Here is a 17,322-nt window from a genome sequence, read left to right as displayed (position 1 = left end):
GGTAAATAGGTAATGGCAAAGAAGAAAATCAGTACGCTGCTCGTTGCTCTATTGATCATGATGCAGTGGCTGTATGCATTCGGCTTATCGCCGCAAGTCAACGCAGCCCCGATTTCCAGCAGCATTATCGATAGCGTAACGATGGCGGTGTACGACAAGTCCGGGAACGTGGTAACGGATGACGTTTATGAGCCGGGCTCGAAGGTGAAATTGGACTACACTTGGTCCCTGCCTAACGGCCACGGTTACAAGAACGGAGATACTTACACGTTCAAGCTTCCGGAGCAATTCAAGCTTTACAACGATATCCCTGATCAACCGCTTATCTCAGGCGGCGAAGCGATTGGGAAATTCAAGGTCTACAGGGATAGCCACGAGGTTGTCATGACCTTGGAGACGATCGAGAACCTGTCGGATGTCAGAGGAACTTTGACTTTCCAGACGGCGTTCGATATGCAGGTGATCAATGGCAGCACGACGCAGATTATTAAAATTCCGGTGAAAGGCGGCGAGCAGGTCTTTACGCTGCACTTTAAGCCGAACGTGACTTCAACCATCGGGAAAAGCGGCGTGGCGAAAGGCTACAATGCAAAAAGCATCGACTGGACGGTAGATGTGAACAAAGAGCTGGCCGCTGTGCAGAACGCGGTCGTGACCGATCCGATTCCAGCCGGGCTGGGCGCTCCGGTCACCGTCGCCGTATACGAGCTAAGCGTAAGCTTGGACGGCAACGTCGTTCAGGGTGCGCCGGTGGACGGCAGCAAGTACAGCATGAGCACGAACGGCAATGTATTGAAGCTCAGCTTTAATGAAAGTCCTATTCGGACGGCATACCGAATTCAGTACACGACGCCGGTTACCAACGAGGACCAAACTTCCTTCGTGAACAAGGCGACATTTGAAGGAAGCAACAAGCCGCCGGCCAGCGCTACGGCTACTGTTACGGTACAGCGCGGCACGGCTCTGGACAAATCGTCGACGAAGTACGATCCCAACACGCAAACGATCGACTGGGAAATCAAGTACAATTACAACGAGAAGACGATCGCCCAAGCCAATGCTTTCTTGACGGATTTGTTCAACGATACGCAGGATTTGGTAGCGGGCTCCCTCCATGTCTATCAAGTGACGATCGACTCGAAGGGAAGCGAGATCCTCGGAGCTGAGCTGCCTGCAGCAAGCTACAAGGTAACCCCGGAGACTGCGACCAAAAGCAACGGCTTTAAACTGCAGTTCCTGCAGGACATCTCGTCCGCTTACAAAATCAAATATCAAACCAAAGCCAATCATCGCGTGTTCGACGGCGCTACGATTACGAATAAGGTGACTTCCGGCAGCGGTGATAGCAAAACGGCTACGCGCGGCATCAATCAGGTGATTATTACCAAAGGTGTCGGGGCGGTGAATTACCAAGCCAAAACGGCAGACTGGAGCATCACGCTAAACAAGGACAGCGAGCCGATGACCAACGTGGTCGTGACGGACAGCTTCCCTAACAAGGGTATGCGTCTCATCCCGGGATCGCTGACCGTTAAGGAAAGCAACAAGCCGATGGACGCAGCGGATTACACCGTGGACGCTTCCGTACCGGCGGATCAAGGCTTTAAAATTACGTTTAACCGGGCGTTGTACGGACAGGTGACGATTACTTACAGCACCGAGTTCAACATGGATTGGCTCGGAAACAACGCGACGAATTTTCTGAACCAAGCTTCGATCGCATGGGTCGACGGCAATTCCAAGGCGCAGACGAAGACGGTATCCGCCACGTTCGATCCACGGATCGAAGTAAAGAACAACGGGTTTAAGAACGGCGTCTATGACGCTTCGCTGAAGCAGATTACATGGACGGTCGGCGTGAACTATAACGGCAAGACGCTTGCCGGGGCAGTCGTTCAAGATACGCTCGAGTCCGGCCAGAAGCTTGTCGACAATTCGCTTGCCGTATACAACATGAACATCGCGGCCAACGGCACTCCGTCGCTGGGGAGCGTTGTGGACAGCACGTATTACAACTATACGGTTGACAAAGATAACAAGCTAACCGTGACGTTCCTGAAGCCTATTTCGGCTCCGTACACGATTGTCTTTAAAACCAGCCTCGAAGGAAAGCTGATTGACAATAAAGTAAACAACACGGCAACCCTCTTCGATGGAACAACGCCGGTATCGAAAAATTTGACGGCTTCCGTCAACATTCCTTTCGGTGGCGAATACTTGAACAAGAGTGGTACCCAAAACGGCGATAAAATCAATTGGGCGATTCTCATCAACCGCGGACAATCCACGGTAACCAATGCCAAAATCGTCGATACGCCGTCCGAAAACCAGCTTCTGCTGCCAGGTACGTTCAAATTGTTTACGACTAAAGTAGACGCTGGCGGTAAGGTCTCCAAGGGAACCGAACTGGTCAAGGACGTGGATTATTCACTGGAAATCAAGACCGACGACGACGGGAAACAGAGCTTTGAATTAAGCTTCCTGAAAAAACTGTCTACCGCCGCAATTCTGGAGTATCAATCTTTAATCGTTGCGAAAGATCAGGATAAGGTCTCTAACAAAATCGCATTTACAGGCAATAACGAAACTACGGTAACCAAGGATACATCCACCAGCATCGTCGTTGGAGTCAGCAGCGGCTCTGGTACGATCGGCGGGGTCAGAGGATCGCTTACCGTCGTGAAAGTGGACGCAGCGGACAATAAGACCCGTCTTGGCGGGGCAACCTTTGAGCTTTACCGGAAATCCGGCTCGGATAAGGTGCTTGTCGGCACGCTGACAACCGATGCGAGCGGGACTGCATTATTCAAGAAATTGCTCGCCGGGGAATACTACGTGAAGGAAACGGCGGCTCCGGACGGCTATGTGCTCGATTCCAAAGAATATCCGGTCTCGATCAATAGCGCAGACGGCTTTCAATTAACCGTCGCCAACGCCAAGCCTGTCACACCGAAGCCTCCGGTCATCAAAGGCTCGTTGACGGTGAAAAAAGTAGATTCGGCGAAAACCGATCTGCTGCTCAGCGGCGCAACCTTCGAGCTGTATGAGAAAAAAGGCGCGAGCCTGACGCTCATCGGCACGAAAACGACGGATGTAAGCGGAACGGTTTCTTTCGATAAGCTGCCCGTAGGAGACTACGTGGTGAAGGAAACATCGGCTCCGGACGGTTATGTGCTTGATACCAAAGAGCATCCGGTCTCGATTCAAACCGCAGACAACGTGAAGCTCACCGTCACAAACAATAAAGTTACGCCTAAGCCGCCAATTCCGCCGGTCATTCAAGGCTCGCTGACGGTGAAAAAGGTAGATTCGGTGCAAAACGATTTGCTGCTCAGCGGCGCAACCTTCGAGCTGTATGAGAAAAAAGGCGCGAGCTTGACGCTGATCGACACGAAAACGACGGATGCGAGCGGAACGGTCGTTTTCGATAAGCTGCCCGCAGGAGACTACGTCGTGCAGGAAACGGCGGCTCCGACAGGCTATGTGCTCGATTCCAAAGAGCGTCCGGTCTCGATTGTGACCGCAGACAACGTGAAGCTCACCGTCACAAACGATAAGGCTAGCACGCCTAAGCCGCCAATTCCGCCGGTCATCCAAGGTTCGTTGACGGTGAAAAAGGTAGATTCGGCGCAAAACGATCTGCTGCTCAGCGGCGCGACCTTCGAGCTGTACGAGAAGAAAGGCGCAAGCTTGAACCTGATTGGCACGAAAACGACAGACGCGAGCGGAACAGTCGTTTTCGATAAGCTGCCCGCAGGAGATTATGTCGTGAAAGAAACGGCGGCTCCGACAGGCTATGTGCTCGATTCCAAGGAGCGTCCGGTTTCGATTGCAACCGCGGAAGGCTTTTCGTTAACGGTAACTAACGCGAAATCGTCGTCTTCGTCGGATTCTTCGGATTCGTCGGGTTCTACATCGCCGACGACACCAGCAACACCAACAACGCCGACGACAAACACATCGACAACGACGCCGAATAATCCGGCACCCGGGGGAGTTCAACCGGATGGCAACAAACCGAACGGCCAAGAAACGATCGATAGCGACACCAAGGTGCCATTAGGCCCGCCGACGGTTGACCGGCCGGAGAATGGGGATAAAACAACCCCGCCGGATCAGTCGAAAAATCCGGAAAAACCGGACGGTAACGAAACGATCGACCTTGTCAATCGGGAAGTGCCGCTAGGCAACCCGCCGAGCGACAAAACCAAAAAAGAAACGCTGCCGAAAACGGGAGAATCCAGCCCTGTTTACATTCAACTGGCTGGTGCTGCCTTGATCCTTCTTGGATTTATGCTGCGTCGGAAATTTATGAAGAACACCTAATAAAAACTCATCCTAACGCGCGCCTCTCCCGGCGCGCGTTAGGCCGCTTGCTAGGTCGAAGGAGGGAGCTCGGATGATCAAAAGAACGCTGCCGATCCTGTGTATTTTACTGGGAATCGCGATTTTTCTTTACCCTGCGGTCATGGATCGCTATGAGATCTACCGGCAGCAGCAAATGATGGACCAGTGGACGGAAGCCTTGAAGCGTATCGATCAAGCGACCGAAACCGCGGTTCCAAAGCAGAATACGCTGAATCCCGTTCCGGTATCGGCAGTCGTCGCTCCCGATCCCGCTCCTGCGGATAGTCCTCCGCAGCCTTCGAATGCTGACCCGGACCCTTTGGAGGGAAAACCCATCGAGGGAATTTTAATCATCGACAAGATTAAACTGAAGCTGCCGATTATAACGGACGCTACCGTGAACAATCTGAAGCTTTCCGTTGCGAGCATCGCAGGTACCGCGAAGGCCGGCGCCGTGGGGAATTATGCCATTGCCGGACATCGCAACTTCACGTACGGGAAAAATTTCAACCGGCTGGATGAGGTCGACAAAGGAGATATCATCGAAGTCGATACGGGAAAACAGCAGTACCGGTACCAGGTTCAAGAGAAGCAGTACGTTCTCCCCGAGGACGTCTGGGTGTTGAAAGGCAACGGCAAAGACAAGGAAATTACGTTAATCACCTGTCATCCTATGGAAAACCCGACACACCGTCTCATTGTGAAAGGGAAATTGATAGAGAAACAATAATATGGTATGCTAGAGACATAAGAAAAGCTTTTTATCGAAGTCTTTTCGAAGAAGATACATTCGTGTTTAAGCGGTAGCTTTTCTTGAAATGATAGAATGGTTCAGCTCCGCTGAAAACTTATACATTCTATCATTATAAAATAAAAAAATATTTTCGGTGCTTTCAACCGATAAAGGCAAACCTAACGAAAGTTGGGGACGCAAAGCTACAGGGCCTTCCTTAGTTAACTAAGATGGCAGCCAGTTACCGAAAGGAGAGCTTTTTTATGTTCAAAAAGCTTTTGGCGATGACATTCATCACAACTTTGCTGCTCACAGCACCAAAAGGAACATACGCCGCAACCGAAAACTACCAAATCGACCGAACCGCTCTGGATAAAGGTCTCATCGCGGTGAATTATACTCCAGATACCGATACGAAAACGATTGTTCGAATCTCGAAGGGCAATGATAACTACGACTATACCCTGACGAACGGGGCGCACTATCCGCTGCAGCGAGGCAATGGCACGTACAGCGTCCTGATCGCGCAGTTAATGAGCGATAATAAATATAAAGTCGTTTCGAAAGAAAGCATCGAGCTGAAATTGGATAACGAAAATGCGGTTTTTGTTCAATCGATTCCGCTTATTAACTGGAACAGCAATACGAAAGCCGTCGTCCAAATGAACAAGCTGACGAACGCCGCCATGACGGATATGGAAAAAACGGCCGCCATTTATGCTTACATCACGAAAAACATCCAATACGATTACGAGAAGGCTCAATCGGTCAAAGCCGGATATATTCCTAACCTGGACGCCATTTACGATTCGTCGAAAGGCATTTGCTACGATTACGCGGCATTGTTTGCGGCGATGGCCAGAAGCCAAAATATCCCGACCCGTCTGATGATGGGATATGAAGCCTCGGCTCCGACGACGTACCATGCGTGGAATCAAGTTTTCTTAAATGGGCAATGGGTCACGATCGACACGACGTACGACGCAGTCCGCGTGCAAAACGGCGAGAACACCCCGATGATCAAAAATGCGGCCGATTACACGATTACTCAGGTCTATTAGTTCGTTATTAAGAACAAAATTGAACGCTATTACGAACGATAACCGTATTCACTTGAATACGGTTTTTCTTTTTTTATTTTTGTAAACCGATATTGACAGCGATAACCCGAGGAGGTATGATCCAAATACAAGTTTTTCTATTGGAATTAACAACATAGAGGAGGCTTTTCGCCATGCATCGTTCCGTTAACAAAAAGAAAAGGTTATTCCCGCTCGCAGCCCTCAGCTTATCGGCGGCTCTGCTCTACTCCGGACTGTACGGCGGTACCGCGGTTCGTGCGGAAGCGGCCACCGCTCCTGCGGCATCGTCTTCCGCGAATGCCTATAAAGCCTTTTTGCAGAGCCAGTACAAGATCGAGCTGCCGACTGCGCCTACGAAGGGTGAATTTATCCAGGACGTGGCGAAGGCACTGAAGCTCGGAGGCACCTCTGCCGGGGAGAACCGGTTTAACGATCTGAAGCCCGAAGACCCTGCGTATGCAGCTGCTCAGGCTTTGGCCGAGAAAGGCGTTTTGTCCGGCGGAACGCTGCAGGCGGCGGCTCCCCTCACGGAAGATGCGGCGGTCTATATTGCGTTGAAAGCCGCCGATTTGAAGGAGCTCGCCTATACATACCCCGAAGCGAAAATCAAACCGGCGCTGCGCAAGCTCGGCATCAACTACCCGGGCAATCCGAAGCTGTCGCAGCAAGCGGCACAGGAGCTGGCGGCGGCCGTGGATACGGGCCTACTCCCTGCCGCATGGCACAGCTCGTTCGGACTCGGCGACGCGGCATCCGGCGATTTTGCCGCCGACCTGCTCGGCAGCGTCCTGTCGTTCAAAGGCGCTTACAAGCACACGATCGGCTCCATGGCCGACGCGGATATTTTCGCCAAGCTGTACCAAGCGTATCAAACGCAGGATTTGATTCAAGTGAAAGAGCTGCAAGCCGTCGTCGACGAAGCGCTGAAGCAGAACTTGATCACCGGCTACAATCTGAAGGACTCCCGCTACAGCGCGAACTTCGATCCGAAGCTGTCGCTCACCTACGGGCACGACGATATTACGCACGCCGTGCAGCTGATCGGACTGCTGCGCAGCGAGGGCTTGAACGCCAAAGTGCAGCTGGAGCCGAAAACGTCGGCCTTCGTCTACTTGAAGGAGTGGGGCGAGCCGAAGCAAACGGACAGCTACAAGGTCGTGCAGATCGAGAACGACAACTACATCGCCTATGCGAAGGAATATGACATTGCCTTCGAATTCGACACGGCGGAGCAAAAAGCGAAGTTTCAGGACGTAATTTCCCAATACGCCAAAAAGAACAGCGAAGACGCCAAAGGCCTGATCGCCAGCTCTTGGTGGCAGCCGCTCTACTATTCGCTCACCCCGATTGACGCGTACAAGGAAATCTCGAACAATAAGCTGACCGAAGGCCACTATTATGCGCAGACGTTCTCCTTGTCGGACAAAACCGCAGAGATCGCATCCGGCCTGCAAAAGATCCGTCCCGACGCCAAAGTGGAGTCTTATCGCTTCTGGGTCGACGAGCCGTTCTACAACTATTTGCTCGGCGGCTATAAATAAATCAGTGTTAATCGCGCTTTAGAGGAAGGGGCATGAAGGGCTTCGCAGCCCCGCCATGCCCCTACGCTTTACCTGTTCCCGGTCGCCTGTGGCTTCGAGCCGTCTTCGTGCGGCAGCCCCTCTTCCCGCCAGCGGATATACCCGCCGCTCAAGTTGATCACATCTTTGATCCCGCCGGCCTGCAGCACGCTTGCGGCGATGGCCGAACGCGCGCCTGAACGGCATTGCAGCAAGACCGGCTTATCCCGCGGAATTTCGCTCAGGCGGCCGGGCAAAGTGCCCAGCATGAGATGCTGCGCACCGGGAATGCGTCCCTCCTGCCATTCGCTTAAGCTTCGCACATCCACCAGATGCACGTCCCCCGCTTCCACCTTCCCGGCCATCTCGGACGGGGTCGCTTCGGCATACGACTCCAGGTGCGAGGAACCGTCCGCACGAAGCTTGCCTGCATCCATATAGCCAGCCACGTTGTCGATGCCGATGGATCGAAGCGCGGTCAAGATGTCCGGCCACTGGTCCGGCTTCGCCAATACCGCCAGCGGGCGCTCGTAATCGACTAGCCAGCCGGCCCAGTTCGGGAACGATTTGTTATAGGGTATATTGATCGTCCCTTCCAGGTGTCCTTTCGCGAACTCCTGGGCAGGACGGGTGTCGATCACCGCTGCGCCCGCCTCACGCAAGGCGGTTAACGCTTCCAGCGATCCCAATTCCGCCACCGCCGCGAGGCGGATCAGCAGCTCCGGCCCCTTCCGGTTCACCTGCTTCATCACGGCAAAATAGCGCGGCGGTTCGGGCTGTCCGTCCAGCAGCGCCTGAACGAACGCCTCTTCGTCCGTATAGGACAGCGCCGGGTTAAACCGCTTCTCGTAGCCGACGGTCGAGGACGGCACCGCGCCGAGCGACTTGCCGCACGCGCTGCCTGCCCCGTGAGCCGGCCATACCTGCAGGTAATCGGGCAGCCGCTTGAATTGCTGGAGAGAGCGGAACATCGCCCGGGCTCCGGCCTCGGACGTGCCACGAAGTCCGGCCGCTTTTTCCAGCAGGTCCGGCCTGCCGACATCGCCCACAAAGACGAAATCCCCCGTGAAAATGCCCATCGGTTCGTCGGCGCCCCCGCCGAGATCCGTCAGCAGCAGCGAGATACTCTCCGGGGTATGGCCCGGCGTATGCAGAACCTCGAACGACAGGTTGCCGACCGTAAACCGGTCCCCGTGCTTTACAAGCCGGCAATCCGTCTCTTCCGCGTATCGGTAACGCCAGTCGTCGCCGCCCTCGTCCGACAGATAAAGCTTTGCTCCATGCGCAACGCCGAGCTCACGGGCCCCCGAGACGAAGTCGGCGTGAATATGAGTTTCCGTAGCGGCCACAATGCGCAGCCCTTCCGCTTCGGCGGTTCGCAAGTAAGGCGCCGGATGGCGGCCGGGGTCGATCACGATCGCTTCGCCCGTCCGTTGGCAGCCGACCAGATAAGAGGCGTGAGCCAGTTTTTCATCGTAAAAATACCGCAGCAGCATATTTCTTCCCCCTTTGAAAATTTGCTTATTGGGATTTGCCTCGCTACATCCGTCCTTTTAGCATGCCGTTCCAGTACATGACGGGCAGCAGATTTTTTTTCAACAAGTACATGCTGAGCCGCTCCTTCGATTGATCGAACGGGAACGTTTCCTGCGGCGTCAGGCTATAATCGAACTCGGCCAGCACCAGCCGGTTGTACCCGGTGACCAGCGGGCAGGACGTGTAGCCGTCGTAGCTCGCGGCCAGCGGCTCGCCTTGCAGGAACGCCAGCACGTTCCGCTCGACGACCGGAGCCTGCTTGCGGATGGCGGCGCCGGTTTTGGACGTCGGCAAATTCGAGCAATCCCCCAGGCCGAACACATTCGGATACGCCTTATGCTGCAAAGTGGAAGGATCGACGTCGACCCAGCCTCCCTTGTCGGCGAGTGGGCTTTCGCGGATAAACGCCGGCGCTTGCATCGGCGGCGTAACGTGAATCATGTCGTAGGAGAGGACTTCCTGCTCCTTCGTCCCCAAATGCTCGAACACCGCTTGCTTGGCCCCCGGACGCAGCTCGATCAGATGGGTCCGGTACTTCGTCTCGATCTTTTTCCGCCGGATGACTTGGTCCAGCGTACGCGCGTATTTGGGAACGTCGAAGATAACGTCCTTGGCCGAGGCGAATATCACGTTCGACCGGTCGCGCACCCCCGATTTGCGGAAATAGTCGTCCGCCAAATACATGATTTTTTGCGGCGCGCCGCCGCACTTGACCGGCGTATTCGGATGCGTGAAGATCGCGGTCCCGCCTTGAAAATTCCGGATCGCGTCCCACGTGCTATCTACCGTCTCATATGCATAGTTGCTGCATACGCCGTCAAGGCCCAACGCTTCCTTCAAGCCTTTGATCCGCCCCCAGTCGATTTCCAGACCTACCGCCACCACGAGGCAATCGTAGCTGATAGCCCTTCCCGGCTGCGTCAGCAGCCGGTTGTCCTCCGGGGCAAACGACACGACCGCCTCTTGAATCCAGTCGACGCCGTCCGGAATTAGCGAGGCCATATCCCGCTCCGTTTCTTCCTTTTTCGCCGCGCCTGCACCGACCAAAGTCCACAAAGGCTGGTAATAATGCTTCGCCGCCGGATCGATCAGCGCGATTCGTCCCCGGAGCGCCCGGGAAGCCCGGGCTAAGCGCGCCGCCACGGAAATACCGGCGGTACCGCCCCCTGCGATCACAACGGAATAATGCTCTGGAGCTGTCATAATCATCCTCCCGCTTACGTGTTAGGGTTGCCCCCGAATGCCGAATGCTGTTCTTGCGGTGCGATTTCCGTCAACGCCAGTGTACTGCCGGGCCGCTCCTTGCGCCATAGGGGAACTCCCCTACGGACGCCGTTCAAAGCGCCAACTCCAAATAGTTGTTTTTGATCGCATATTGGATTAATTCGTGCTTCGTATCCAGCTCCAGCTTTTGCATGATGTTCGTTTTGTGGTTTTCCACCGTTTTGACGCTGATGGACAATTGCTCGGCGATTTCTTTGTTGGCGTAGCCCAGAACGGTCAGGCGGACGATCTGCTTCTGGCGGGTCGTAAGAGGAGACGGCTGCCGCTCCTCATCGGCATTGATCCACTGCCTGATGATATCGTCCGAAACGGAGGTTTTATAAAAGCGTTTGCCCTGAACGACTTCGACAATCGCCTGATGCAGCAGTTCGCCGTGACTGTTCTTCAAAATGTAACCGTCGGCCTCCACCTGAACGGACTGCCGGACGAAAATCTCTTCGTCATGCATGGTCAGAATGACCGTCTTGACGGAAGGATGCCGCCTGCGGATTTCCCGGCAAGCGGCGAAGCCGTCCAGCCCGCTGGGCATCGACAAATCCATTACGACGACATCCGGCTGCAGCCGGCCCATCATGTCGACGGCTTCATAGCCGTCTTGGCTTTCGCCGACGATTTCCAGCTCAGGGTAGCCTTCCAGCAGCATGCGAAGTCCCTTGCGGACCATCGTGTGGTCGTCGACCAACAGTACGCGTATCATGCTCCTCCGCCTCCTTATACGGTACTCTCACTTGGATGGCGGTCCCTTCCCCGGGGAGGGACCGGATGTGCAGCCGCCCTTCCATTTGGCCGGCCCGCTCTTCCATATGCTTCAGTCCGAGTCCTTCCTCCACCCGATCGCGGATAAATCCGAGGCCGTTATCCTGTACGGTTAAGACGAGATCGGCCCCTTCGCGGTACAAAATCACTTCCATGAGTGCGGCTTGCGAATACTTCAAAGCATTGTGCAGCGCCTCTTGAATGATCCGGTATAGATGGATTTCCAGAGCCGGCTTCAGCCGGGGGCCAACTTGGCTGCGGCTGAACGTCAGCTGCCGGTCGGGATGCGCTTTGTTCAAGGTGAAGACGAGATGGTTCACCGTCGGAATGAGGCCGAGCCGGTCCAGACTGTGGGGACGAAGCTGGAGCGAATAGAGCTTGACGTCCCGGATGACCTTTTCCAATTCGTCCACGATCTCCTGCATATAGCTCCCCCATGCCTCCTCCTGGTGCTTCGTTCGAGAGCGGATCGCCTGTAGGCCCACCGACACGGAATACAACGATTGCCCGACGCCGTCGTGCAGCTCCTGAGCGAGCCGTTTGCGCTCGTTTTCCTGGGCTTCCAGCGTCTTTTGCAGCACCATTTTGGAAATTCTCGCTTCTTCCTCCTTCCGTTTGGCGGTCAAGTCCTTCAGAACCAGCAGCACTTCCTGCCGCTTCTGCGCCGCATTCTCATAAATGACGGCCGTGCTCATTTCCATTTCCACCAGACCGCCTTCATACGTCGGCATCGAGGACAGAAAGTACGGGACCTCCCGTTTGGCCAACAGATAACAGCGTTCTTCCCCCGGCTCAAGCGCTCTGGTTTGACAATAGGAGCAGTACGGCACGTGCCCGCCTTCGCTCCAGCCGGTAATTCGTTCGGCCGACGGATTCATCATCACAATCCTTCGCTCTTGATCCATCACAATGATCCCGTCCTGCAAATGCGTGTAAATTTGCTTTAAATAATCGTTTTGATCCATCAGAGCAACCTCGCAAAATATGGAAATAATATTATTTATTTTCCTTTTTTATGTGCGATGCGTCAAATTGGCGGCAAAAAAAAAGCAGCAAGCCTTTCCCAGAGACGTTCTCTTGAGAAAGACTTGCTGCATAAAGACAAGCGGTAAATTTTGGGGTCAGGTCATTCTGGCAAAGCGAGCTTGCCCATGACGGCCGGTCGCGAAGCGCCGGTCGCGGACGGCAGTTGGTTCGGAATCCCGTGCAGGAAATTGTTCGCAAACAAGGCGAACGCGATCGCTTCCTTGGCATCGCCGGAGATGCCGAACGCATCCGACGTAAGCACCCGCTGCTCCGGCAGCAGCTCGGCCAGCATGCGCAGCAGCGTGCGATTGTGCGCCCCGCCGCCGGACACGATCACTTCGTCCGCTCGGCAGGCGGGGAAGACGAAGTCGCGGTAGCCTGCGGCAATGGAACGCGCGGTGAAGGCCGTGAACGTGGCGACGATGTCCGCGTCCGCGAGCCCCAACCGCCGAGCTTCGCCGATCCACTCTGCCGCGTACGGCTTGCCGAACATTTCGCGGCCCGTCGTCTTCACGGGCTTCAGCGTGAAATACGGATGGCTCAGCATCCGGTCTACGAGCGAGTCGTCCGCCCGCCCTCGTGCCGCCCAAGCGCCTCCATCGTCATAGCTCTTCGCCCCGCCGGACAGCTGATACACAGCTTCGTCGATCAGCATGTTGCCCGGCCCCGTATCGAAAGCGATGACGTCCTCCGGCAGACCGCCCGCCGGGATGGCGGTGCAGTTGCCGATGCCGCCGATATTTTGCGTAATGCGGCCCTTGTCCGCATCCCGGAACAGGATGAAATCGGCGTACGGCACGAGCGGCGCGCCTTGCCCGCCGACCGCCATATCGGCGGTCCGGTAGTCGCCGACGACCGGCTTTCCGGTATGTTTGGCGATCACCGACAGATCGCCGATTTGCAACGTCGAACGGACCTGGTGCCACTCGCTCGGATCGGCTTCGGGAATATGCCACACCGTCTGGCCGTGCGAGCTGACGAGGTCGATCTCGTCCATCGGCAGTCCCGCTTCTGCAGCAGCTAGCCATACCGCCTCCGCGAAGATGCGGCCGAGATAAAAGTTCATGCCGCACACCATCGCCACGTTCGACCGGTCCAGGCTGCACAGCTCCTTCAGCTTCTCGCGGAGCGTATCGTCGTAAGGAACCGCGGTGTAATGAACGAGCTCGACCTTCGTATCGAGCCCCTGCCCCTCGATGCGGACGATCGCGGCATCGACACCGTCGAGCGACGTGCCGGACATCAGGCCGACGACCAGTCGCTGCGGTTTGCGGAAATAGGACGCTAGCATGACCTGTCCGCCCCCCATCCCGCCGGATAAGCTTCGCTGATCGTAACCGGCAGCCTGCCCTGCATCGGAATCGCGCCGGTCAGTCCCTTGGCCGCGCTCTCCAGCGCATGCGGCCTCGATTCGTACACAGCCGCATAGGTCGATACGTCCGGGAATTCGCGCAAATCGTACGGATTGCGCAGCGCGACCACTACCGGACGCTTGCCCAGCGATTGCAGCGCTTCGATCAATCGGACCTGCCCGGGATAAAAGGACGCGTTGTATGTGCCCACGACGACCTGCCCGAACGGCTCGGCCTGCGCCAGCAGCGCTTGCAGCGCCTCGTCGTCTGGAGACACGGGAACGATCCGTTCGATAACGTCCAGCCCTTGCGCGGCCAGCGCTTTTCCGAACGTATGCGGCATATCGACGGCTTCGTCAGCAATCGAGGTCGCGACAGCCGACGTATGGATCACCAGCGTCGGAACGCGCCGCAGGGGCAGCAGCCGCTCCTCGTCCTTGACCAGCGTCACGCTGGCCTCGCTGATCCGCTGGGCCGTCTGCCGGTGCGCCTCGCAGCCGACGAGGCGGAGCGCCGCATCATGCGGCTCCGTCCCGGCGGCCAGCCGCTTCCGCTTCAGCGCAAGCAGCCTGCGGACCGACGCGTCGATCCGCTCCTCGCTGATCCGCCCGGAGCGAACCGCCTCCAGCAGGGCGTCGAGGGCGCCTTCCTGCAACTCGCGGCTGTGGCTGATCAAGACGATGTCCGCGCCCGCCTCCACGGCCATGACTGCCGCCTGCACCGTGCCGTAATGGGCGGCAATCGCCTGCATCTCCATGCAATCCGTCACGATGACGCCGTCGAAGCCAAGCTCCTCCCGCAACAGTCCCGTCAGCACGCGGCGGGATAAGGTCGCGGGCAGCCGCTCCGGCTCGAACGCCGGAAACACGATGTGCGACGACATGACCGCATCGACGCCTTCGGCAACGGCGCGCCGGAACGGCACCAGCTCGACCGTTTCGATGCGCTCGCGCGAATGCAGGATCGTCGGCAGATCGAGATGGGAATCCGTCGCAGTGTCGCCATGGCCCGGAAAATGCTTCGCCGTCGCCGACACGCCCGCGACCTGAAAGCCGCGGATCGAAGCCGCTCCGTACTCCGCCACGGCCTCCGGGGCTTCGCCAAAGGACCGCACCCCGATCACCGGATTGGCCGGATTGTTGTTGATATCCAGGTCCGGCGCAAAATTCATGTTGACGCCAAGCGCCCGCAGCTCTCGGCCCGCAACCTGAGCCGCTTCGTAAGCCGCCTCCACCGAGCCCCCGGCGGCAATCGCCATCGCTCCCGGCATCAGCGCGACGCCTTCCGTTATACGCGCCACCATGCCGCCTTCCTGATCGATGGAAACCCACAGCGGAGCCGTCCCCGCCCGCTGCGCCGCCTCCTGCAGCTTCCCGGTCAAAGCCGCCACCTGCGCCGGGTCCTGCACATTGCGCGCGAACAATATCACGCCGCCGATCCGCCGCCGTTCGATCAGGTCCAAAATATGCCCGTCCGGCTCCAAACTGTGGAAGCCTGCCTGGATAAGCTGTCCGACCTTTTCCTCCAACGTCATGCCTGCAAGCTCCATCATGCTTCCCCTCCGTACAACAAATAAGGCCGCCTCGCGTCGTTCCATGCCTTCGCTTGCGCGTCCCATAACGATAAAATCCGGTTCAGCCCCGTCTCCGTATGAATCGAAGTCCGGACCAGATCGCTGCCAGACAAATAGTCGATAAAAGGCTTCTGCCCTTCCTTAAACGGCGGTGTCCATTGAAACTGTGCCGGGTAAAGCGCCGCAACCGTATGCAGCAGATGCAGCGCCGTCGCCACGGAGCGGTATGCCGTCGGATCGGTCACGAACAGCTGCACGCCGCTGCACAGCTCGCCCTGATACTTCGAGAACGTCGGCGTAAAATGAACCGGCTGCGCGTGCACGCCCGGCAGCCCCAAGCGGTTCACCGCTTCGCCGACCGCGCGTCCGTCCATCCAGGGCGCGCCAAACAGCTCGAACGGCCGCGTCGTCCCCCGTCCTTCGGACACATTCGTGCCTTCGAACAGGCAGTTTCCCGCATATACCCGCACCGTGTCCATCGTCGGTATATTGGGCGAAGGCATGATCCATGGCAGTCCCGTCGCGAGATATTCCATGTCCCGTTTCCAGCCGAGCAGCGGCACGACCTGCAAACTGCACCGCACAGGCATGTGGCTGTTCACGTACTCTGCAAACTCGCCGATGGTCAGCCCCGTGCGGAACGGCACCGCCCACACGCCGACCATCGATTCGTAGCCCGCCTCCAGCATTCCGCCCTCGCTGACGATCCCGCCTAGCGGATTCGGCCGGTCGAGCACGATCAGCCGTTTTCCGTAGGCCGCGCACGCTTCCATCATGTAAACCAGCGTACTTAAATAGGTGTAAAAGCGTACGCCCAAGTCCTGAATGTCGAAAACGACGGCATCCACACCGTCCATCATCTCTTCCGTGGGCCGCTTGTGGTCCCCATATAAACTAAAGACGGGGATCCCCGTCTTGTCGTCCTTCTCGTCGCCGAAGCGTATCCCCGCCTGCCGCTCGCCGCGAATGCCGTGCTCGCAGGCGAACAGCGCCGTCAAAACCGCCGACTTGAACCCGGCGCACCCGTCGATCACGGATTCGAACCGCCGGTTGATGCCCGTCGGGTTCGTCAGCAGCCCGAAGCGCTGTCCGCGAAGCTCAGATTCCAGCAGCGAAAGACGGTCTGCTCCGGTCTGTACCATCCTCTCCATCGCTCAGCTCTCCCTGCCTGCAAGATGAAAGTCGCCGGATACGGCGGTCGATTTCGTCCGCCCCGCGACCGGACGGGGATGCCTCCTCATCCTTCCGCAGCACGTTCGCCGTCACCAGATTCGCAAAAAATCCGATCATGCCCATATACAAGCAGGCAAAGCCGACGACCGTCACGCCCAGCAGAACGGCGAAGCACAACATCTGGAAGCAAGCGCCGATCGTATACATCGGACGGGCGACGAACAGTTTAACGCTGCGGCCCATGGCGCTGAAGATGCCGAGCCGTTCCTGAACGACCAGAGACAGCGTATACGTCTGCGATATGAAAAAGAGCGCCACGAAGTAGGTCTGAAACACAGCCAGCGCCAAAGACATCATTCCGCTCCGGCTGCCGTAGTACCACCAAGAGGAGACAAGGATCAGCACGAACAAGGCGCAGACGAGCCCGAAGACGAGGGAAGAGCCGTAATGGGCCAGCGTTCCCTTGAGCATGGTCCGAACGCTCCCCTTCTCCCCCTGCAGGATGCGGTGACACGCGTAGAGCGTGCCCGCCGCCAAAGGCACGTACAGCAGCACCAGCAGTATCAGGGCCAGCGGCACAGGCAGGAAGAGCAGCACCGGAAACAAGACGAGCGAGCTGACGATGCTGAATAAGGCGACATGAATGATTTCGCGGTACGTTTGCAATCCCGCCCGCACCATGATTTCACTAAGCTTCCGCATCGGACATACCTCCTTTTTGTGGAAAAGTCCGGTGAATAGCAGGCGCTGCGCATCCGAAACGCTCTTCCGATCGCTCTTGTTCCCGGATTTCATTATCATACTACCCCTTAAAAGGTTGAAATCCGGAAACAAAGGCGAACACTTCGTTTCTACAGAGCGCTTTCGGCTGCTCCGCTCATATTCACCGGACTGCTTCTTT

The 17,322-nt window shown here is 56.8% G+C and carries 12 protein-coding genes and 1 riboswitch; of the genes, 4 read left to right on the top strand and 8 right to left on the bottom strand.

Features of this window, described 5'->3' with window-relative positions; all coding sequences use genetic code 11:
- Window positions 1-12: 12 nt before the first annotated feature.
- From ET33_RS06665 to ET33_RS06650, 4 genes are all read left to right on the top strand, one after another.
- The gene (locus tag ET33_RS06665; protein WP_051775139.1) at window positions 13-4,326 is read left to right on the top strand and encodes a SpaA isopeptide-forming pilin-related protein; all 4,314 of its coding nucleotides are present in this window, start codon (window positions 13-15) and stop codon (window positions 4,324-4,326) included.
- A 73-nt stretch (window positions 4,327-4,399) separates the two neighbouring features.
- Entirely contained in the window at window positions 4,400-5,077 is a 678-nt protein-coding gene (locus ET33_RS06660) for a class D sortase (protein WP_036678222.1), read from the top strand.
- Window positions 5,078-5,242: 165 nt separating this feature from the next.
- A riboswitch (cyclic di-GMP riboswitch) is annotated at window positions 5,243-5,329 on the top strand.
- 14 nt (window positions 5,330-5,343) lie between these two features.
- Entirely contained in the window at window positions 5,344-6,141 is a 798-nt protein-coding gene (locus ET33_RS06655) for a transglutaminase-like domain-containing protein (protein WP_036678217.1), read from the top strand.
- A gap of 173 nt (window positions 6,142-6,314) precedes the next feature.
- The gene (locus tag ET33_RS06650; protein WP_036678212.1) at window positions 6,315-7,703 is read left to right on the top strand and encodes a hypothetical protein; all 1,389 of its coding nucleotides are present in this window, start codon (window positions 6,315-6,317) and stop codon (window positions 7,701-7,703) included.
- A gap of 68 nt (window positions 7,704-7,771) precedes the next feature.
- Here ET33_RS06650 and ET33_RS06645 read toward each other — a convergent pair whose 3' ends face one another.
- The 8 genes from ET33_RS06645 to ET33_RS06610 all read right to left on the bottom strand — a co-directional run bounded on the left by ET33_RS06645 (window position 7,772) and on the right by ET33_RS06610 (window position 17,123).
- Window positions 7,772-9,217: an MBL fold metallo-hydrolase gene (locus tag ET33_RS06645; protein WP_036678209.1), complete on the bottom strand. Its 1,446-nt coding sequence runs from the start codon at window positions 9,215-9,217 to the stop codon at window positions 7,772-7,774.
- A 43-nt stretch (window positions 9,218-9,260) separates the two neighbouring features.
- Window positions 9,261-10,460: an NAD(P)/FAD-dependent oxidoreductase gene (locus tag ET33_RS06640; RefSeq protein WP_036678206.1), complete on the bottom strand. Its 1,200-nt coding sequence runs from the start codon at window positions 10,458-10,460 to the stop codon at window positions 9,261-9,263.
- Between the two features lie 133 nt (window positions 10,461-10,593).
- On the bottom strand, window positions 10,594-11,238 hold the full coding sequence (locus ET33_RS06635; RefSeq protein ID WP_036678203.1) for a response regulator: 645 nt from the start codon (window positions 11,236-11,238) through the stop codon (window positions 10,594-10,596).
- On the bottom strand, window positions 11,162-12,262 hold the full coding sequence (locus ET33_RS06630) for a PAS domain-containing sensor histidine kinase (protein WP_036678201.1): 1,101 nt from the start codon (window positions 12,260-12,262) through the stop codon (window positions 11,162-11,164). The genes ET33_RS06635 and ET33_RS06630 overlap by 77 nt, the downstream gene beginning before the upstream one ends.
- Window positions 12,263-12,423: 161 nt before the next feature.
- Window positions 12,424-13,614, bottom strand: a complete 1,191-nt coding sequence (locus ET33_RS06625; protein WP_036678197.1) for an anhydro-N-acetylmuramic acid kinase — start codon at window positions 13,612-13,614, stop codon at window positions 12,424-12,426.
- The gene (gene nagZ / locus ET33_RS06620) at window positions 13,608-15,227 is read right to left on the bottom strand and encodes a beta-N-acetylhexosaminidase (RefSeq protein WP_036678193.1); all 1,620 of its coding nucleotides are present in this window, start codon (window positions 15,225-15,227) and stop codon (window positions 13,608-13,610) included. The genes ET33_RS06625 and nagZ overlap by 7 nt, the downstream gene beginning before the upstream one ends.
- Window positions 15,224-16,399, bottom strand: coding sequence for an exo-beta-N-acetylmuramidase NamZ family protein (locus ET33_RS06615; protein ID WP_036678190.1), 1,176 nt, complete (start codon window positions 16,397-16,399; stop codon window positions 15,224-15,226). The genes nagZ and ET33_RS06615 overlap by 4 nt, the downstream gene beginning before the upstream one ends.
- Entirely contained in the window at window positions 16,347-17,123 is a 777-nt protein-coding gene (locus tag ET33_RS06610; protein WP_152570597.1) for a DUF2189 domain-containing protein, read from the bottom strand. Before ET33_RS06610 ends, ET33_RS06615 begins: the two co-directional genes overlap by 53 nt.
- Between the last annotated feature and the right edge of the window lie 199 nt (window positions 17,124-17,322).

It is taken from the genome of Paenibacillus tyrphae, from assembly GCF_000722545.1.
Lineage (GTDB): Bacteria > Bacillota > Bacilli > Paenibacillales > NBRC-103111 > Paenibacillus_G > Paenibacillus_G tyrfis.
Note: the sequence above shows the minus strand (reverse complement) of the source record. Positions and strands in the feature narration are given on the sequence as shown.